General features: G+C 73.0%; 12 protein-coding genes, 2 tRNA genes and 1 pseudogene. 5 read left to right on the forward strand and 10 right to left on the reverse strand.

The annotated features are described in order from the left end of the window. The first annotated feature begins 1,060 nt into the window (after positions 1 to 1,060). Both ACIOC1_RS01990 and ACIOC1_RS01995 read left to right on the forward strand, forming a co-directional pair. A complete protein-coding gene (locus ACIOC1_RS01990; RefSeq protein ID WP_401851178.1) occupies positions 1,061 to 1,918 on the forward strand; it encodes a nuclease-related domain-containing protein in 858 nt (285 codons plus the stop codon). A 96-nt stretch (positions 1,919 to 2,014) separates the two neighbouring features. After that, positions 2,015 to 2,149 (forward strand): annotated as a pseudogene (locus ACIOC1_RS01995) (site-specific integrase); the annotation flags it as partial. An 82-nt stretch (positions 2,150 to 2,231) separates the two neighbouring features. Here the strand turns inward: ACIOC1_RS01995 and ACIOC1_RS02000 are convergent. Continuing rightward, positions 2,232 to 2,304, reverse strand: a tRNA-Arg gene (locus ACIOC1_RS02000). Positions 2,305 to 2,481: 177 nt separating this feature from the next. Next, positions 2,482 to 2,575: transfer RNA gene (locus tag ACIOC1_RS02005), tRNA-Ser, on the reverse strand. A 180-nt stretch (positions 2,576 to 2,755) separates the two neighbouring features. On the opposite strand from ACIOC1_RS02005, the gene ACIOC1_RS02010 reads away from it, so the two are divergent. Both ACIOC1_RS02010 and ACIOC1_RS02015 read left to right on the forward strand, forming a co-directional pair. After that, positions 2,756 to 3,355: an SSI family serine proteinase inhibitor gene (locus ACIOC1_RS02010; RefSeq protein WP_391042205.1), complete on the forward strand. Its 600-nt coding sequence runs from the start codon at positions 2,756 to 2,758 to the stop codon at positions 3,353 to 3,355. A 286-nt stretch (positions 3,356 to 3,641) separates the two neighbouring features. Continuing rightward, a complete protein-coding gene (locus tag ACIOC1_RS02015; protein WP_401851180.1) occupies positions 3,642 to 7,628 on the forward strand; it encodes a PAS domain-containing protein in 3,987 nt (1,328 codons plus the stop codon). A 760-nt stretch (positions 7,629 to 8,388) separates the two neighbouring features. Here ACIOC1_RS02015 and ACIOC1_RS02020 read toward each other — a convergent pair. From ACIOC1_RS02020 to ACIOC1_RS02035, 4 genes are all read right to left on the reverse strand, one after another. Continuing rightward, positions 8,389 to 10,332, reverse strand: a complete 1,944-nt coding sequence (locus tag ACIOC1_RS02020; RefSeq protein WP_401851183.1) for a hypothetical protein — start codon at positions 10,330 to 10,332, stop codon at positions 8,389 to 8,391. A 250-nt stretch (positions 10,333 to 10,582) separates the two neighbouring features. Beyond that, positions 10,583 to 12,232, reverse strand: coding sequence for a long-chain fatty acid--CoA ligase (locus ACIOC1_RS02025; protein WP_355336553.1), 1,650 nt, complete (start codon positions 12,230 to 12,232; stop codon positions 10,583 to 10,585). A gap of 203 nt (positions 12,233 to 12,435) precedes the next feature. Further along, positions 12,436 to 12,960, reverse strand: a complete 525-nt coding sequence (locus ACIOC1_RS02030; RefSeq protein WP_355336554.1) for a SigE family RNA polymerase sigma factor — start codon at positions 12,958 to 12,960, stop codon at positions 12,436 to 12,438. Positions 12,961 to 13,486: 526 nt separating this feature from the next. After that, positions 13,487 to 14,650: a glycoside hydrolase domain-containing protein gene (locus tag ACIOC1_RS02035; RefSeq protein ID WP_391158976.1), complete on the reverse strand. Its 1,164-nt coding sequence runs from the start codon at positions 14,648 to 14,650 to the stop codon at positions 13,487 to 13,489. A gap of 375 nt (positions 14,651 to 15,025) precedes the next feature. On the opposite strand from ACIOC1_RS02035, the gene ACIOC1_RS02040 reads away from it, so the two are divergent. Then, positions 15,026 to 15,325 (forward strand): hypothetical protein, encoded by a 300-nt coding sequence (locus tag ACIOC1_RS02040; RefSeq protein WP_355336556.1) that lies wholly within the window; start codon positions 15,026 to 15,028, stop codon positions 15,323 to 15,325. Between the two features lie 137 nt (positions 15,326 to 15,462). Here the strand turns inward: ACIOC1_RS02040 and ACIOC1_RS02045 are convergent, their stop codons facing one another. The 4 genes from ACIOC1_RS02045 to ACIOC1_RS02060 form a co-directional block, all read right to left on the reverse strand. Next, the gene (locus ACIOC1_RS02045) at positions 15,463 to 16,656 is read right to left on the reverse strand and encodes a lipid-transfer protein (RefSeq protein ID WP_391126956.1); all 1,194 of its coding nucleotides are present in this window, start codon (positions 16,654 to 16,656) and stop codon (positions 15,463 to 15,465) included. Next, positions 16,653 to 17,054: a MaoC/PaaZ C-terminal domain-containing protein gene (locus tag ACIOC1_RS02050; protein ID WP_401851186.1), complete on the reverse strand. Its 402-nt coding sequence runs from the start codon at positions 17,052 to 17,054 to the stop codon at positions 16,653 to 16,655. The genes ACIOC1_RS02045 and ACIOC1_RS02050 overlap by 4 nt, the downstream gene beginning before the upstream one ends. Next, complete coding sequence (locus ACIOC1_RS02055; protein ID WP_401851189.1) at positions 17,051 to 18,112, reverse strand: bifunctional MaoC family dehydratase N-terminal/OB-fold nucleic acid binding domain-containing protein; 1,062 nt, start codon at positions 18,110 to 18,112, stop codon at positions 17,051 to 17,053. The genes ACIOC1_RS02050 and ACIOC1_RS02055 overlap by 4 nt, the downstream gene beginning before the upstream one ends. Positions 18,113 to 18,202: 90 nt before the next feature. Then, on the reverse strand, positions 18,203 to 19,384 hold the full coding sequence (locus tag ACIOC1_RS02060; RefSeq protein ID WP_401851191.1) for a PfkB family carbohydrate kinase: 1,182 nt from the start codon (positions 19,382 to 19,384) through the stop codon (positions 18,203 to 18,205). Positions 19,385 to 19,532 lie beyond the last annotated feature (148 nt).

Consider the following 19,532-nt stretch of genomic DNA (forward strand, 5'->3'; position numbering starts at 1 on the left):
ATCTTCACCACCGGGTCGCTGACCAACCGGTCGAGATTCCGCTGCATCTTCACCACCGGGTCGCTGACCAACCGGTCGAGATTCCGCTGCATCTTCACCACCGGGTCGCTGACCAACCGGTCGAGATTCCGCTGCATCTTCGCAGCGGCGCTGAGCAGGTGGGTGTGACTGGACGTGGACCCGCGCGGTCGTAGAACCGGCCGCGAAGTCGGCTGCAGGTCAGAGGACGAGAGCCGCGCAAGTGCGGCACTGTACGGGATGTTCTCCGCGCGCGAGAGAAGACGAGCCTTCCTCTTCAACGCATTGTTGCCGCGCTTAGCCATGATGTGCCCCATTCTCGGCAAGCCCTACGCACCCGCCGGATACTGGCAGACGCCATGGCGAGTTTGAGCGTGGGCCCCGAGGGCCTTGACCGTATGAGCCGTTGGCAGCGTAGGTGCCACAGCAGCGGATCGGCGTACACGACTAACCGTAACCCGAACGGTACCCGATTCAGACACATATCGGAAGGGTCTCGGCCGAAATTTTACTCCGGTAATTCCAGCACTTTCCTTCTCCCGTCCCGTCTGCCGTCGGCCCGCAATCCTGTGAAGCGGGTGTGGTTCAGGGCGTCAAGATGGAGCGCGCCACTTACTAACGACCTTGACGCCCTGGGCCGCGTCTGCTCGGCTTGCCCGGGTCGATGGCAGGTGGGATGTGAGCACCCACCCTGACTACTACGAAACGGGCGGACGCCGGCGGGTGAGGGCTCATCCCGGAGTCTGAGCGCCCCCGCCGGAGGCATCGCCCTGACTCTGGCTGTGGGGTGCCACCTCATGCCCTTGGCCCACCCATCGCGGGCGCGCGCGGCGCGGCCGGGCCGGAGCAGGCCGAAGGCAGGAGCGTGGGCGCACGCCGTAGCTGGAAAGCGCGCCCCGCAGAACGGTAGCGGAGCCGGGAGCCTTTATGAGGTCGGGAATCTTGTAACAAGCCGCATGGTCAATGGCCGAGAAAGCGGCCTTGTGCGCAGGCATCGCGGCTGTTCCGATGAGGGTTCGGACGTCGCTGCTGGGGGCGGAATATGGGCGAACTGCGGGTGTCGGCGTGGAAACGCCACGGCAAGGAGCGGCTCTACGTGAACCGGCCGGACGGCGCCGCCGTGGCATGGTTCGACCAGAAGACGGGACACCTCGAAGTTCTACCGAACGGCTCCCGTGACGAGATCCTGGAAGCCTTGACTCCCTATCTCACCCGCTGCGCTGTCTCCCCCACTCCACCCCTCTCCGCTCAGGGGCCGACAGTCGCGCAGACCTCCTCTCTTCCCTCCGCCTACGACTTGGCGCTCAACGAGCCGGGCGCCAGCCTGCGGGCCAAGTTGGCGGAGCTTTCTCCCGGCCTCTTCGGCCGTTCGCTGGCATGGCTGCTCAGACGACGTACCGAGGCTGACTCATGGCGATCCGGACTGGTCGGTGAGCGTGTCGTCGGTCGCGAACTCGCCCGGCTGGACCGGCACGGTTGGCGCACACTGCACTCCATACCGCTCTCGCCGAAGAACGACATCGACCACCTGCTCATCGGACCCGGCGGAGTCTTCACGATCAACACGAAGAATTACCCGGGCATGGATGTCTGGGTCGGAGACGACTCGGTGACGATCAACCGTGGCCCCGGACGGCCGCACGTCCGCAAGAGTCGCGCCGAGGCGGTCCGCGCCAGAGACGTACTGCAACGTGGCTGCGGTTTCCCTGTCGCGGTGAAACCCCTGCTCGTCTTCGTCAAACCCGCCCGTCTCGACGTGGTCCCCACGCTGCACGACGTGCGCGCTCTAGGCGAACGGCAGCTCGCTTCCTACGCCCCGCTGGCTGGCGTACTGCTACCCAAACAAGTCGACGCTGTGTATGCGGTGGCCCGCGATCGACGCAACTGGGGCCGAAGCTGAACGCGACCGGGGCCACCAGGACAGGTACGTTGCCCGCACGACCCTCTCCGCTGTCGCCTCTCAGGATCGCTTCGCCGGCTCGCCTGGTCGTTCGGGGTCCACCCGAAGGTCGCGCAGCGCATTCTGCGGCACTCGCAGATGAACGTGACGATGGAGGTCTACGCCGAGGCCGGTGAGGGAGAGGTGCGCGACGCGGTACGGCAGCTCTCGGAGGCCATGGGCAAAGGCTGATCGAGGCGGTTGCTGTACTTCGCTGCTGTACGGCATGAAAAAGGCCCCTGGGGATTGATCCCTAGGGGCCTTTGACCTGGTGTGCACTCGGCAGGATTCGAACCTGCAACCTTCTGATCCGTAGTCAGATGCTCTATCCGTTGAGCTACGAGTGCGAGCGCTTCGCGGGGTTTTGGGCCGGTCGGCGTTGCGGGAACAACATTACATGAGGTGTGGCGGGAGGTGAAATCCATAACCGGGAGGCGGGGTGACCTGCGGGAATGGGGTGGGGCCGGGGGGTGGAACGGAAGGAGCCCCGCCGTCGGTGGAGGACGGGCGGGGCTCCGGGGTGGTGGCGGAGGCGGAGGGATTTGAACCCTCGATGGACGGTAAAGCCCAAACCGCATTAGCAGTGCGGCGCCATAGACCGGACTAGGCGACGCCTCCTGGTACGTGCCCGGGTGAGCGGGCGCGTGTGCAGATGATGACACAGCCGTGCGGGCCGCGACCAATCGCAGACTACGGTACAAGGCCGCCGGTGGGCAGGGCAAAGGGGTAGTGCGGGGACGCGCCCACGAAGGAGTGGGTTGCGGGGGCGGGCGGGCCCGCGCGGGTAGGGAGGGGCGCATGCGAAACCCCCGAGCCACCGCACCCCGTACGACGCGGAACCGCGCCCCGAAGGGCACCCGCGCGCCCCAGGGCACCCGTACCGTCCTCGCGTTCCTCACCCTGGCCGCGCCCCTCGCCGCGCCCCTCGTGGCCGCCGGCGGCGCCGCGGCCGTCGGCGTCCCGCGGCCCACCCCCGTCGAGCGGCTGATGGAGAGCCGCCTGACCGTGACGTACGCGGCGGCGCCAGACGCCCAGCCGCGGACGTACACCCTCGACTGCGGCCCCGCCGGGGCGAAGGAGGAGACCGACCCGGCGTGTGAGCATCTCGTGGAGATCGGGGGACCGGAGCGTGCGGTGCCCGCGGGGCAGATGTGCTCGATGATCTACGGGGGACCGCAGACGGCCCATGTGACGGGCGTGTGGCGGGGCCGGACGGTCGACGAGGAGTACAGCAGGACGAACGGCTGCGAGGTGTCGCGCTGGCAGCGGATGGTGCCCGCGCTCCCGGCCGCGAACGGCGCGAACGGCCTGAACGGCGCGAATACCGCGAGCGACGCGGTGAACAGCGCCGACGCGAGCGCCGGAGGTACGCGGACGGACACGACCGTACGTTCGTGACGTACGCCACACCCGCGCGCCCCCGGCCGAACGCGGCGCCCGAACACCCCGCTCCCAAGGGGCACATGGACATCCGGGGCCGCGCGAGGGGGCCCGACCCGTACACTCGGTCTAGTGACATGTCCCGGGGGTGGCGGCAAGATGGGCCGCCCGTGACAAGCCGCCCGCCCGTGAGAGCTGGCAGCACAAGAGCGGAAACGAAAGCGCAAGCAAGAGCGGACATCAGCGCGGGAAAACGGCGGCGCAGGACAGTGCGGCACGTGCGGTAACAGGGAGGACGCGTCTCGTGAGCAGCAGGCCATCCAGAGGCGCTGCTCGCCTCGCCTCGATACTCGATGCCCTGCCCGACGCGCTGCTGCTGGTCGACGTCAACGGCACGGTGGTCAACGCCAACGCGATAGCGATCGAGACGTTCGAGTCGCCGGGTACGGCGCTGGTGGGGCGGGGCCTGCTCGACCTGCTGCCCTCCTTCGACTCCAAGCGGATTCCCGGCTCGATGCGCAGCCCGCGCGAGGCCGCGGAGGACACCCGCACGAAGCCCACCCGGATGGTGGCGCGGCGCACCGACGGCACGGAGTTCCCGGTCGAGGTCACCAGCGCCAATCTGGAGGACCCGCGCACCCCGTACGCCGACTTCGGTGAGCCCCAGCCCCCCCACTACACCGGCGACGAACTGCTGATGCTGGTGGTCCGCGACCTCACCGGCACGCTCGACACCGAGGCCGAACTGGCCCGCCAGCAGCGCCAGACGGAGATGATCCTGCGCGCGGCGGCCGAGGGCGTGGTCGGTGTGGACACCGCGGGCAAGGTCGTCCTCGTCAACCCGTCGGCCGCGCAGATCCTCGGCCACCGGGCGACCGACCTGGGCGGCAAGGAGCTGCACCCGCTGGTGCACCACTCGCGCAGGGACGGTTCTCCGCTGCCGTACGAGGAGACCCCGCTGGCCGACACGCTGCGCTCCGGGCGCAAGCACCGCGTCCGCGGCCAGGTGCTGTGGCGCAAGGACGGCCGCGCGGTGCCGGTGGACCTGACGACGGCGCCGGTACGGGACGGCGACCAGCTCGTCGGCGCGGTGATGACGTTCACCGACCGTACGGCGTACGACGCGCTCGCCGCCCGCGCACTGCAACTCGGCGCGCTGCTCGACACCTCGCTGCGCGGGCCGCTGGCCGAACTGCGCGGCGAGCTGACGGGCCTGGCCGCCGACCCGGCCGGGCAGCTCTGGCCCGAGGCCAACCAGATCCTGCACCACCTGTCCGCCGGCTACTCCCGCATCACCACCCTCATCGACAACGTGCTGGCCTTCCAGCGGCTCGACCGCGGCGAGGACAAGCTGCGGCGCGAGACGGTCGGGCTCGACAAGGTGGTGGCCGCGGCCGTGGAGGGCGCGGTCGAGCTGATCGGGCCGGGACGCGCGCAGTACGCGGTGCACGCGCCGCCGATCGAGGCGTCCCTGGACGCCGAGCGGATGGCGCAGGCCCTCGCCCACCTCGTCGCCGACGTCGCGGGCGTCGACTCGGCGGGCAACGCCATCGCGTACGCCGGTGACTCGACGATCGTGGTCGCGGCGGCCCAGCGCGGCGACGTCATAAGGATCGACGTCCGCGGCCCGCACGCGGGCGGCGACCCCGTCCATCTCCCGCTCGCCCGCGGCATCGTGGAACGCCACGGCGGCGTGCTCCAGACCCACGAGGTGCCCGGCGGCAGCGCGTACGTCCTGGAGGTCCCGGTCGGCCGCGCCCGTCAGAAGAACGGCTCGGCCGCCGCTTCCGACGCCTCGGGTACGGGTACGGAATCGGCCACGGGTGGCCGTACGGACGGCGGTACGGAATCAGGTACGGGTACGGATACGGGCTCGGGTATGGGCTCGGGTACGTCGGGGTCGGGCGACGCGTCGGAGCAGCCGCGTGAGTCCGAGACCACCGTGATGCCCTTGCCGACCGAGCCGATGCGCGGGACCACCGGGCAGGGGTCGAACGCGGCGCCGGGCGCGGGCAATGGCACCGGGCCGGACTCCGGGAGCGGCGTACGGCGGGCACCGCACCAGCGGCAGTCGCCGCAGGACAGCGGGGCGGCGGTCGCGCCCTGGTCGATCCCGGCCGCGCCCGACCAGGACTCCGCCCCGACCGGGCGGCGCCGCGCGCTGCGTCGGCCCGGCGACGAGTCGGACGGCGGGAGCGCGGGCGGCAACGGCGGCGCGGGGCGTGAGATCGCGCCCGCCGACGGGGCGCAGCCCACCGGCCGCAGGGCGCGGCGGGCCAGGACCGACGACCAGGAGCAGGAACGAGGCGGGGGCGCGGCGGGTCAACCCGCCCTCCCGCAGGGGCAGTCCGCGCTTCCGCAGGCGCAGGCGGGGCTACCGCAGAGCCCGCTCCCCCAGACCCACCTTCCGCAGCCGCAGATTCCGCAGGCCCAGGTCCCGCACGCCCTGCCGCCCGTCCAGCCGCCCGTCCAGCCTCCTGTTCAGCCGAGCCCCGGCCAGGACCCGCGCGGGCTTCCCGCTCCCGAGGCGGGCACCGGCCGTCGCGCGCGCCGCGCCATCGAGACCGCCGCGCCGGACAGCGGCGCCGCCGTCGTACCGCAGCAGCAGGGCCACGTGCCCGAGCCGCCGCGGCAGCCGCAGCCGCAGACCTGGCCGAGCCCCGGCCAGAGCGCGGGTCAGGCGGCGGACGAGGAGCCGGAAGGACCCGTACCGCCACGGTCGTGGCCCGCGCCGTCGCAGCAGCCGCCGCAGCCGCAGCCGACCGCGTGGCCCGCGGCGCCGCAGAATCCGCAGCCGTCGACCTCGCTGCCGTCGCAGCAGCAGGCGCCGTCCTCGCAGCCGCCGTCGCCCGGCCAGGGTCAGCCGCCGCAGGCTCCGGCCGCGTCGGCGGCCGGACCGGGTACGGCGGGACCGTCCCCGCAGCGCGGCGGCCCGGCGCCGCAGCAGGACCCGTCCCAGAGCAGCCACGGCCGTGCCATAAGCGTGCGTACGCTCGGGCAGGGCATGCCGTTCGGGCAGCAGGCGGGCGATCCGCAGACCCAGACGCAGGCGGTGCAGGCCCAGTCGGGGCTGCCCGCGCAGGTGACGGCGAGCGGTTCCGGCCGCCGCCGCAGGCTGAACCCGCCGCAGCAGCCGCAGCCCGTACAACCGGGTCAGCCCGTACAACCGGGTCAGCCCGAGCAGAACGGCCAGCCCGTCCAGAACGGCCGGCCCGAGCAGCAGCAACAGCACGGTCCCGGCGGCGAGACGCAGGCCCGTCAGCACCCGCAGGCCGACCCGGACAGCGGTCAACTCCCCATCCGCCGCCCCGAACCCCAGCCGCAGCGCGGCGCGGGCCGGTCCGCGATCCCCGGCCAGGCCCCGGCGCCGGACGACGACGACCGCGAGACGGCGCTGCTGCGGCCGGTCCCGGCGGCCGATCCCGTTCCGAAGTCCCAGCCGCCGGTGCCGCGTGAGGCGGGCGGCCGGGCGTACGCCATAGGCGCGCCCGCGGAGGGCGCCGCCGAGGGTCCCGAACCGCTGGACGGCCCCAATGGCGCGGTCGACGTCACCGACATCGCCGACGACCGCATGGAGGAGTCCTTCGACGAGCCGCGCCGCCTGCTGGTGTGGCCCGAGCCGGACACCTCCACCCGCCAGGCCCTGACCGACCGCGGCTACCGGCCGGTGATCGTGCGCTCCCGCGAGGAGGTCGACGCGCAGATCGCCGAGCCGCCCGCCGCGCTCTTCGTGGACCCGCTCACCGGGCCCATCACGCGTACGGCCCTCCAGTCGCTACGGCAGGCCGCCGCGGCGGCCGACGTGCCCGTCCTGGTCACGGCCGGTCTCGGGCAGGCCACCCGCGAGGCCGCGTACGGCGCCGACCCGGCCGTACTCCTCAAGGCGCTCGCCCCGCGCGACAGCGAGCAGCACCCCCCGCGGGTTCTGCTCGTGGAGAGCCACGAGCCGATCGCCCAGGCGTTCGCGGCCACGCTCGAACGGCGCGGCATGCAGGTCTCGCACGCCGATTCCGAGACCGACGCCATGTCCAAGGCCGCCCAGATGCATCCCAACCTGGTCGTCATGGACCTCATGCTCATCCGGCGCCGCCGCCAGGGCATCGTCGACTGGCTGCGCGGTAACGCCCGCCTCAACAACACCCCCCTGGTCGTCTACACCTCCGCCGACATCGATCCCGCCGAGCTCCCCCGCCTCGCCTCCGGCGAGACCGTCCTCTTCCTCGCCGAGCGCTCCACCAGCCCGGACGTCCAGGCCCGCATCGTCGACTTGCTCGCCAAAATCGGAGCCTGACCCCTCCGGGGAGGTCCCCCGTCTTTGGGGGCGCGGCCCCAGCGCGGTTCCCTCGCCCGGGCGGCGAGCCGGTCCTTCAAGGGGTGCGGGATCGTGTCTAATCTGCGCCCGCCGCCGCCGCGCGCGGGCGGCGCGCTCAGCCACGGCGCTCCCGCCCCTCACCACCCGCCCCAGCGGGGCAGATCGGCTGTTCCCGGACCACCGGCCGGTGGTGGGTTGCCCGCGCAGTTCCCCGCGCCCCTGACGGGGCGCACCGTCTTTCGTCCGGGCGGTGGGCCGGTCTTTTCAGGGGCGCGGGACTGTGTTCAATCTGCGGCCGCCGCCGCGCGGGCGCGCTCAACCACGACGCTCCCGCCCCTAACGGCCCGCACCGCCTCTTGTCCGGGGGCCAGGCACGGGCTTTTAGGGGCGCGAGGAACTGCGCGCTCAGCCACGACGTGGGCGCACGTCACCACCGGCCCCAGCAGGGCAGCCCGGCGGCGGCTGGCCGCGCCCCCAACGGGCCGCACCGCCTCTCGGCCGGGGGCCAGGCACGGGCTTTTAGGGGCGCGGGGAACTGCGCGCTCAGCCACGACGTGGGCGCGCGTCACCACCGGCCCCAGCGGGGCAGCCCGGTGGCGGCTGGCCGCGCCCCCAACGGGCCGCACGGTCTCTCGTCCAGACGGCGAGCCGATCCTTCAAGGGGCGCGGGGAACTGCGCGCTCAACCACGACGTGCGCGCACGTCACCACCCGCCCCGGCAGGGCAGACGCGGCGTGGGTCAGGGAAGGTGTTCGGGAGGGCCGGGCCGGAGGCCAGGCTGGCGGATCATGGCGGTGATCTCGGCGGCGGCGACGGCGGCACGGCCGGGCCGCTTGAGGAGGCGTTCGGCGAAGGGCCAGCCGACCACGCCGAGAGAGATCTCCTCGGAACCGCCGAGGCCACGGTGACGGCCGGGGCCACCCGGGGCACCGGAACCCTCGTCCCAGCCACCCGGGGCACCGGAACCCTCGTCGAAGCCACCCGGGGCACCGGAACCCTCGGGGTCGGCCTCGACGCACGTGATGGTCAGGGCGCCGCCGCGACCGTAGCGGGCGTGGCCGACCGCGTCCCAGGGGATGTGGCGGGCGCGGGAGGACGGGAGGCCGCGGACGCGCAGGCCGACGCTGTCCGCGGTGATCTGCCAGGTCATGAGGCACCAGCCGCCGTAGAACCAGGTGAGGGCCACGAAGGAGAACCAGAGCACGCGCGACCAGGGCCAGTCGCCGACGGCGGCGGACGTCACCGCTCCGGCTCCGGTCACGAGCATGACCGCACCGACGCAGCGCGCGACAGGCCCCGCGTGCCAGCGCACCGGCCCGGCGGCGGCCACCACGGTGCCGAGGGCCCGCTGGACGTCGATCTCGGCGGCCTGACGGTGTCCGGCCTCGCGTCGCCCGGCCGTCGAGCCCGCGTCGCCGTGGTCGACGGCCGGCCCGCCGCGTATCGGGGACAGGGACACCTCGACGGACGGCTTCGCGGCAGGGCCGCTCTCGGCGGACGTCAGGACGAGGGCGCCGTCCTCGCTGAGCGCGCCGTAGAGGATGACGTCGTGTACGCCGGAACGGGCGTGCGGAAACGGCTCGTAGTGCAACACGGCCTCGAGCCCGAGGCCATCGGCGCCGTATATCTCGGTGAAACCGTCCGCCCTCGTCCGGGCGCGCGCCCGGAGGACCGGTACGGGGCCGCGCCGGAGGGCGACCACGCGGCGGCGGGCGAGCTGCCCCGAGAGCGCCGAGGCGATGCCGAGCCCTACGAGGGCCATGCCGCCGGCCTGGCGGAGGAAGTGGGACAGGTCGTCGGGGTACGGCTCGCCCGCCAGCCGTACCCAGTCGCCGTGGAGCAGTACGGTCACGGTGCCGACGTCCCGGTAGTCGCCGTCCACGTCGAAGCGGTGACGGGAGCCGTCCGGCATGCGCACCGTGAGCAGGTAATCGTCCGGGTTGTAGGCGACGACGGGAACGTCCCGGGCCACGGCCACCCGCGCGGTACGGTCATCGGACCGGTCCTGTACGACGACGGTCACGATCAGGGCGGCGCCCACCGCGCACATGAGCAGCCCGGCGACCCGCCGGAACAGGCCCCGCTGCCCCGGCTCGATGCCGTCCGGCATGGGAGCGGACGCGGTGACGCCCCCGGCGGCCTCCGCGATGAGGGCGCGCTGGCGGCTGCGGGCCCGCAGCCGTTGCGCCACGACCAGCCAGCCCCAGCACAGCGCGGCGACGACCACCGCGGCCGCGACCTTCTCGCCGGCCCCGCCCTCCCACTGGCCGGGCCGGGCCAGGTAGAGCAGGAGCAGCGGGGCGGTCAGGACGGCCAGTTCCGGCAGGAAGAACAGGCACACGAGGTGGGGCAGGAAGAGCATCGTGCCGGTCTTGTCCACCCATTCCTCGCCGCAGGGCGCCTGCGGAGTGCAGGTGGGGTCGGGACTCATCAGGACCGCGGCGAACACGGCGACCAGCAGGACCACGGCGGGCAGCGTCGGCCGCACCCACGCCGCCCTGGGCCCGGCCGCCCGCCACCCGCGGGCGTCGGCGGCGAGCCACGGGCGCGCGGCGCCCCCGGCGTACGACGTGCCATCGGACCCGCCATCGGACCCGCCGCCGGGCACACCGCCGGGCACACCGCCGCGCACACCGGCGGACCCGCCGTCAGGCGCACCCTCGGACCTGCCGTCGCTGATCATCGGTGCGTCATGGGAGTACCCGTGTCCGTCCTGGCCGAGGGCGCGTCGAAAGCGGCGTCCGCCGAGCCGACCAGGCTCTTCCCGCCGCACCAGCAGATCGTTTTACCTGATCATTGCGCAACCGGGAAAGTTTGCGAAGCGGCACGGCCCGCCGTGGCGACAGGCGTACGAAGGACGGTCACTTCGTAGGAGCCGCCCGTCGCCAAGCGGTCGCACTCCGGGGGCTCACCACCCCCCGGCCGGAACACCGTCAGAGCTGCGTGACGTCCAACTCGCCCTCGGCGAACGCCTTGCGGATGACCTTCTTGTCGAATTTGCCGACGCTCGTCTTCGGCACCGCCGGAACGATCGCCCAGCGCTCGGGGATCTGCCAGCGCGCGACGCGCCCGGCGAGGAAGTCGTGCAGGGCGGCGTAGTCGGCGGTGGCGCCCTCGCGCAGGACGACGGTGGCGAGCGGGCGCTCGCCCCAGCGCTCGTCGGGGACGGCGACGACGGCGGCCTCGGCGACGTCCGGGTGGGCCATGAGGTGGTTCTCCAGGTCGACGGAGGAGATCCACTCACCACCGGACTTGATGACGTCCTTGGACCGGTCGGTGAGGGTGAGGAAACCGTCGTCCGAGATGACGCCGACGTCACCGGTGCGCAGCCACCCGTCGGGGCTGAACTTGTCCTCGGGCCGCACCGGTTCCTCGCCGACGCCGCCGTAGTACGCGGCGGCGATCCAGGGCCCGCGCACCTCCAGCTCACCGGCGGACTCGCCGTCCCACGGCTGGACGGAGCCGTCCGGGCCGATGAGCCGGGCCTCGACGGAGGCGGGGAAGCGGCCCTGGGTGATCCGGTAGGCCCACTCCTCCTCGGGGGTGACCCCGGCGGGCGGCTGCGCGACCGTGCCGAGCGGCGACGTCTCCGTCATGCCCCACGCGTGGCACAGGCGTACGCCGAGCTGCTCGTCGAACGCCTTCATCAGGGCGGGCGGGCAGGCCGAGCCGCCGATGGTGACCTGCTTGAGCGAGGTGATGTCGCGCGGCTTGGCGGTCAGCTCGGCGAGCAGCCCCTGCCAGATGGTGGGGACGGCGGCGGCGTGCGTGGGGCGCTCGCTCTCGATCATCTCGGCCAGCGGGCCGGGCTGGAGGAAACGGTCCGGCATCAGCAGGTTGATGCCGGACATGAAGGCGGCGTGCGGCAGCCCCCACGCGTTGACGTGGAACATCGGCACCACGGGCAGCGACGTGTCGTGCGAGCTGAGCCCCATCGACTCGGTGGAGTTGACCTGCATCGAGTGCAGGTAGATCGACCGGTGCGAGAAGACGACGCCCTTGGGGTCGCCGGTGGTGCCGGAGGTGTAGCACATGGCCGCGGCGCTGCGTTCGTCCAGCTCGGGCCAGGCGTACGTGGTCGGCCGCCCGTCCAGCAGCTCCTCGTAGTCGTGCACGGAGGGACGTACGCCGTCCAGCACCGAGCGGTCGCCGGGGCCGACCACGACGACGTGCTCGACCGAGTCGAGCCGCGGCAGCAGGGGCGCGAGCAGCGGGAGCAGCGAGCCGTTGACGAGGATCACGCGGTCGGCGGCGTGGTTGATGATCCAGGTGAGCTGCTCGACGGGCAGCCGGAGGTTCAGGGTGTGCAGGATCGAGCCCATGGCGGGGATCGCGAAGTACGCCTCAAGGTGCTCGGCGTTGTTCCACATGAGGGTCCCGACCCGGTCGCCCTCGGCGACCCCGAGCCCGTCACGCAGCGCGTTGGCGAGCCGGACGGCGCGCAGACCGACCTCGCGGAAGGAGCGGCGCTGCGGCTCACCCTCCCCGGTCCAGGTCGTGACCTGCGATTTTCCGTGGACCAGCGTCCCATGGACCAGGATGCGGGTGACGGTCAGCGGTACGTCCTGCATCGTGCTCAGCACAGGGGGCCTCCGGCGGCTACGCGAGGGTAATGTCCTCGCGATTCTGCGTGCATACCGATCGGTACGTCACTACCCCGCGCGGTATTGCCGCCGGTTCGTTCCGGGCGGCGCGGCGGTCGGGGGGACCGGGGCGCGGCCCGCCGGACGGCGTGGCACGTGTCGTGGGGATGTGTGCGGCGCCCGCCCCAGGGCCCGGGCAGGCCCTAGGCGACGCACAGCTCCAGCTCCGGATCGTCGCGCAGCTTGCCGAGGGCGCGGGAGACCGCGCTCTTCACCGTGCCGACCGAGACGCCCAGCGCCTCCGCCGTCTGCACCTCGCTCATGTCCTCGTAGTACCGCAGGACGACCATCGCCCGCTGGCGCGGCGGCAGCCGTGCGACCGCGCGCAGCAGCGCGTCCCGCTGGGCCTGCTGCTCGGTGATGTCGGGGGCGCCGGTCGCGGCGGGCTCCGGCACCTCGTCGGTGCTGAACTCGTCGACCTTGCGCTTGCGCCACTGCGAGGTGCGCGTGTTGACGAGCGTACGGCGGACGTATCCGTCGACGGCCCGGTGGTCGTCGATCCGGTCCCAGGCGAGATAGGTCTTGGTCAGGGCGGTCTGGAGCAGGTCCTCGGCGTCGGAAGGGTTGGGGGTCAGGGAGCGCGCGGTGCGCAGCAGCGTCGGGCCCTTGGTCCGGACGTAGGCCGTGAACTGCGTCGTATTGGCGCTGGTGCACACAGGCGTGGTCATGGCTTCACGTTAGGAGCCGACATGCCCGTGGCGGATCGGCCGCAGGTGCCGAAGCGGGATCACTCTCAGGTCGTAGGACGGGGGTTGTCCCCACCCCCCGAGGGGGGAGCCGGGGGTCGGGGTCCCGCAGGGGTTCCTCCGGAGAAGGGCGCGGTCCAGGGGGCGGACACGGTCCCTGAGCGGGCCCGTGGCCGCCGTCCGGGCGCTGCCCTGGTGGTCGTACGGGCGGACCGCCGCTTTACGTGTGCGGGCTGCCGCCGTACGCGGGGGCCGTCGCCGTACGCGGGGGGGCATCGCCGCCACGGGCCGCGCCGGGGTCGGCCCTGACGTCCGCCCCGGGGCGGTCCCGGTGTCATCCCCAGGGTCAGCCCCGTACGACCTCGGCGTCAGCCCGTGGTCGTACATCAGCGCGGTCCGAGCGTCCGGGAAGCTCGGACCGGCCTCGGACCGGTGCTCAGGAGTGGGCGCTCAGCAGGGGGCGCTCACGACTGGGGCGCTCAGGAGGTGGGCGCTCAGGAGCGGGCGCTCAGAGCTTGGCGACCGGCGCGTCGATCAGGTCGCGGTCGATCGACAGCTTGTGACCGCCGTGCGTCTCGGTGACGGCGCCCGTGTACTGGTGGATGCGGCTGTGCGAGGCCCAGGCGGAGGGGCGCAGGACCGGTTCGGCGGTGAGGGTGGGGGCGACGCCCCAGCGGGCGTACCAAATGGCGCCCGGGAGGTCGGACGTACCCGCCCTGCGGGCCTTCTCCATGTGCGCGATGCCGGAGTCGGCGCTGCTGTAGAAGCCGGGCACATAACCGCGCGCCCGCACCTGGCGGTCCCAGGCGCGTACGAAGGACAGCGTCGCGTTCGCGCAGCTCGCCTTCCTGAGGTCGTACGCCTCCATGTCGAGGTAGAGCGCGCTGCCGCGCTTCATGCCGAGCGCGCCCGCGGCCTTCGCCGCGTCCGCGCCCTCGCTCGTGCCCTGGGCCGTCGCCCGCTGGGGGTCGATGCGGAACGGGTTCTTGTTAGACCCTCTCACGCAGGGGCTCTGCGAACCGACGTAGATCGGCAGCAGGCTCCAGCCCGCCGCGGTGGTCTGCTGTACCCAGTTGTTCGTCAGATTGCGCTGCGTCTTGCAGGCGCGGGCCCGGCCGCCGAAGTAGATGCCGACGGCGCGGTACGGGGAGGAGGCGCGCCAGGCGCGCATCGTGGCGAGGTCGGGGGCCTGGCAGGTGTCGAAGCCGCGGCCCTTGAAGACGCGCGGGGCGACGGCGGCGTCCTCGGGGAAGGTGGCGGCGTCGTCGGACGCGTCGTCGGTGCCGGGGAATCCGGTCTCGTCGGGGGCCTGGGCGTCGTCGGGAGCCTGGGCGCCGTCCGGAACCTGGCCGTCGTCCGAGGCTTGGCCGTCATCCGAGGCTTGGCCGTCGTCCGACGCCTGGGCTTCGGCGGCCGCGGCTTGGGCTTCGGCGTCCGCGATCCAGCCGGCGGGGTCCGTCCTGTTGTCGACGGGGTCGATGTGCCCGTCGGCCGCCGCTGCCCCCGCGCTCGCGGGGCCCGCGCTGGCCGCCGGGACATCGCTGTCGGCGACGGCCGACACGGCGGGAAACAGCAGACCGGTCAGCGTCAGCGCGGCGGCGAGGACGTAACGAGTGCGGCGCGTACGGCGCACGCGGTGCGCGTAACGGATAAACCTACTTGTTTCGGTCATTCGCCGAGTCAACGTGGCGGGCGGCCCGCACGGGCGGAGACACGCCGCCGGGTCGGGCCGTACGGGCCCCGAACCGCTCGGGCGGCGGGCACTGCCGCCGCGTCGGCTCCGCCGGGCCTGGCGCCGGACCCGAGGTCGGGGCCGTCCCTCCCCCCTCCCGGACCTGCTGACCCGCTACCGCGCTCGGCTGCGCGTGCGCGCTTCCCGGCACTCGGATACGCCGACGACACGCGGGCCTGATACGCAAATTACCGTAGTACGTGGGTTATTTGCATGATGGCGTCGGATTGCTACGGTCACCCCGTCGCTATTTGCACCCACGCGAGCGGGGCCGCTTCGGCGTCGACCGCGTGGCCCAGTAGGGAGGACCTTCTCGTGCTCCGTGCTCGTATCGCCGCCGCGGGCGCCGCCGTGGCGCTGGCCGCCGCAGGGCTTGTCGCAGGCACCGCCCCGTCCGCTCAGGCGTCGACCCCGCCCACCCCGTACATGTGCCCCTACTTCCTCAACGACGGCGCGCACGGTCTGTACGTGTGGACGTACGGGCAGGGCTGGCTGGTGTGCAGCTACAGCCCGCACGCCGAGCTGTCCTGTCGGTACAACGCGTTCAGCGGCGACGCCTGGTTCAACGCGCCGAATCCCGACTACTGCCCGACGCGCGCGATTCCGACGGCCTGACACGATTCCGGCGGCTGCCGACGGCCTGGGCCGGTCGGCCGCCGCCCTTCCCTCCGGGGGTCCGGGACCCCGATCCCACCGGGCCCCCGGACCTTCGGACCGTCGGACCTTCGGGCCTTCGGAACCCCGCGCCCGCCTCAGGCCCCGTCCGCCGACAGGATCAGGCCCGAGGTGGGGACGCCGGTGCCGGCCGTGACGAGGGTGTGGCCGACGGAGGCGACCTGGTTGACGCTGCTGCCGCGCACCTGGCGGACGGCTTCCGCGATGCCGTTCATGCCGTGCAGATACGCTTCCCCGAGCTGGCCGCCGTGGGTGTTGACCGGGAGGCGGCCGTCGATCTCCAGGCCGCCGTCCGCGGCGAAGTCCGCCGCCTCGCCGGGCCCGCAGAAGCCGAACTCCTCCAACTGCATAAGCACGAACGGCGTGAAGTGGTCGTAGAGCACCGCCACGTCGACGGCGGCCGGACCGAGGCCGCTCGTGCGCCACAACTGCCGTGCCACCACGCCCATTTCGGGCAGCCGGGCGAGGTCGTCGGCGTCCCGGTAATAGCTGGTCATCTGCTCCTGCGCGCGCCCCGCGCCCTGCGCGGCGGCCGTGACGACGGCGGGTGCGTGCCGCAGGTCGCGGGCGCGTTCCGCGGAGGTGACGACGATCGCCTGGCCGCCGTCGGTCTCCTGGCAGCAGTCGAGCAGCCGCAGCGGCTCGACGATCCAGCGCGAGGCGGCGTGGTCGGCGAGGGTGATCGGGCGGCCGTGGAAGTACGCGGCCGGGTTGTTCGCCGCGTGCCTGCGGTCGGCGACCGCGACATGGCCGAAAACCGACGGTTCCAGTCCGTAGACGGACAAATATCGGTTTGCCGACATTGCCACCCACGAGGCGGGGGTGAGCAGACCGGGGGGCAGGTTGACGCCGAGCGCCGCCCCTTCCGCCGACGGCTCGCGCCCGAGGACGCCGGAGCCGAAGCGGCGGCCGGAGCGTTCGTTGAAGGCCCGGTAGCAGACCACCACCTCCGCGATCCCGGTCGCCACCGCCATCGCGGCCTGCTGCACCGTCGCGCACGCCGCGCCGCCGCCGTAGTGCACGCGCGAGAAGAAGGACAGCTCGCCGATTCCGGCCGCCTGCGCCACCGTGATCTCGGGGCTGGTGTCCATCGTGAACGTCACCATGCCGTCGACGTCCCCGGGCGTCAGCCCCGCGTCGTCCAGCGCCGCCCGCACCGCCTCGACGGCCAGCTTCAACTCGCTGCGCCCGGAGTCCTTCGAGAACTCCGTCGCCCCGATCCCGACGACGGCCGCCCGCCCGCCGAGCGCGTCCCGCCGCCGAACACTCATGACGCCTCCGGGAGTTGCGGGATCTGCACGGTGACCGTGCCGGTGACGTGCCGGCCGAGCGCGTTCACGCCCACCACCTCGACGGTCGCCGTCCGGTCCGCGAGCGCCGTGACCGTACCCGTCAACTCCATCGTGTCTCCGGGGTAGTTGGGCGCGCCGAGCCGGATGCGTACCGCCGTCGTCACCGCGTCAGGGCCGAAGTGCGCGGCCACGTAACCGCCGACCAGGCCGTTGGTGGTGAGGATGTTCATGAAGATGTCGGGTGAGCCTTTGGCGCGGGCGAGTTCGGGGTCGTGGTGCACGTCCTGGAAGTCGCGCGTGGCCAGCGCCCCGGCGACGACGAGGGTGCGGGTGACGTCGATACGGCGGGGCGGGAGGGTGTCGCCGACGGCGGTCATGCGGGGGCCTCCGCTTCAGGGGTGGTGACCGTACTGTCGGGTTCCGTGTCGGCAGGTCCCGCGTCGAGGGGTCCCGTACCGGCGGGTTCCGTGTCGGCGGGTCCCGTATCGGCGGGTTCCGTGTCGACGGGGCGGAAGGCCGGCACGGTGAGGTTGTCGTCCGCGTCCAGGAAGTCGAGCAGGACGGGCGCGCCGATCCGGACCTTGTCGTACGGGACGCCGATGACGTTCCCCAACAGCCTTACGCCCTCGGCCAGTTCGACGAGCGCGACCGCGTACGGCGGATCGAAGGCCGGGAACGGCGGGTGGTGCATCACCACGTACGAGAAGACGGTGCCGGTGCCGGAGGCGGGGACGGTGTCCCAGTCGGGGGAGCCGCAGGCGTTGCAGCCGGGGAGCCACGGCAGGCGCAGGGTGCCGCAGGCGGTACAGCGCTGGATGAGGAGTCGGCGGTCCTCGCGGATGGCCTGCCAGTAAGCGGCGTTGTCGCGGTTGACGACCGGGCGGGGGCGGGTCGCGGACTTCGTACGTGCGGGGGCGGGAGCCGGGTCCCGCGCCGAAGTTGCCTGCACGGGTGCGTACTTGAGGATGCGGAAGCGGTGGGTGCCCGCGAGGACGCCGTCGGCGCGGACCTCGGTGCGGGTGGTGACGAAGTAACCGGCCCCGAGCTTGGTGGACTTGCGCGGCGAGACGGATTCGACGACCGCGTCGAAGGTGACCCGCTGACCCGGCCGCAGCGGCGCCACGTACTCCTGCTCGCAGTCGGTCGCCACGACGGCCGCGTAACCGGCCTCGTCCAGGCGTCCGAGGAGGTCGTCGTAGCCGGGGGTGCGTCCTTCGTGGCCGGACAGGCCGCCCATCGTCCACACCTGGAGCATGGTGGCGGGCGCGGTGCCGTCGGGGGGTACGGGGTGGCCGAGGGCTTCGCACCAGTGGCGGATCATCGGGGCGTTGACGGGGTCCTTGCCGATGCCGCCCGTGGCGGCCGGGGTGCCTTCGTAGCGGCGCAACTCGGCATGGAGCGGGTCGCTTTCTGCCGTTCCGTCCGATCCGTCCATGGCGGCGCCGCCCTCCCTCAAAAATCTGACTGTCCGTCAGATTCGGACGGAAGGGCGGCTGTTGTCAATGGGCGTGCGGGGGTGGCGGGTTCAGGCCGGGGGCTCTTCCGTGCCGGGATCGGGGGCGGGCCCGGAGGCGGGCGCGGAATCGGGGTCGGATCCGGGTCCGGGGGCAGCGGCGGGGGCGGACTCTTGTGCGGGCTTTCCGCCCGGCGCGCGACCTCCCTCACTCTCGGCCAGAAGTTTTCCACAGGCTGTGGACGAAAGTTGGGCACCGGATTCGCCGACCGCCGCCGCCCCGACGCGTACCGCCCAGCCCGCCGCCTCGACCAGCCCGTCCCCCTCCGCCAGCCGCCAGGCCAGCGCCCCGGTGAAGGCGTCACCCGCACCGGTCGTGTCGACCACCTCGACCGGGACGGCGGGCAGCCGCGTCGTACGCCCCCGAGGCGGCTCCGCGTCCGCGCGTACGTTTTCGCGTACGCCCGCACGTACGTCCCTGCTCACGTCTTCGCGTACGCCCCCGCTTACGTCCTCGCGCCCGCCCCCGCTTACGCCCTCGCGCTCGACGACGGTCACGCCCGCGCCGCCCATGGTCACGACGGCGGACCGGACACCGAGCCGGAGCAGGTCACGCGGGTCGGCCTCCGCGGCGGAAGCAGCGCCGAGCAGGACGCGCATCTCGTGCTCGTTGACCACCAACGGGTCTGCGCAGGACAGGAGTTGACCCGATTCGGCATCGTCCCTGACGGCTTCGGGCGGCGAGGGGTTGAGCACCAGGCGGGCGCCGTGCCGCTCGGCCGCGCGGGCGGCGGCCCGTACCGCGTCCATCGGGACCTCGCACTGCGCGGACACCACGCGCACGGCCGGCCCGACCGCGGCGGTCACTTCGGCCGCCGTGAGCGCGGTGTTGGCACCCGGTACGACCACGATCGCGTTCTCGCCGTCGGCCGCGACCGTGATGAGCGCGATGCCGGTGGGCACCGTCTTCTCGGTGCCGAGCGCGGTCGTGTCCACGGCGGCGGACCGCAGTTCGGCGGTGAGCCGTTCCCCGTACGCGTCCGCCCCGACCCGCCCGCAGAAACCCACCCGCGCGCCCAACCGGCCCGCGGCGACGGCCTGGTTGGCCCCCTTGCCGCCCGCGTGCACGGCCACGCCCGACGTACCGAGCACCGTCTCGCCGGGCGCGGGATGGCGGTCGACCCTGACCACCAGGTCCGCGTTGGCCGACCCCACCACCAGCAGCGTCACGCCGTCCGCCGTACTCCTGCCCACCGTTCACCGTCCTCGCCGTTCCCCGCTTCGATCATCCTGCCGTGGAACGCGTGCGCGCGGCGGCACATGGCGTGCCGCCGCGCGTACGCGTCACCGGTCAGGAGTGGCGGGGCGCCCCCTCACGCCGCCGCCGAACCCGCGGCGCGGG

It is taken from the genome of Streptomyces sp. NPDC088197 (assembly GCF_044741185.1).
Taxonomy (GTDB): Bacteria; Actinomycetota; Actinomycetes; order Streptomycetales; family Streptomycetaceae; genus Actinacidiphila.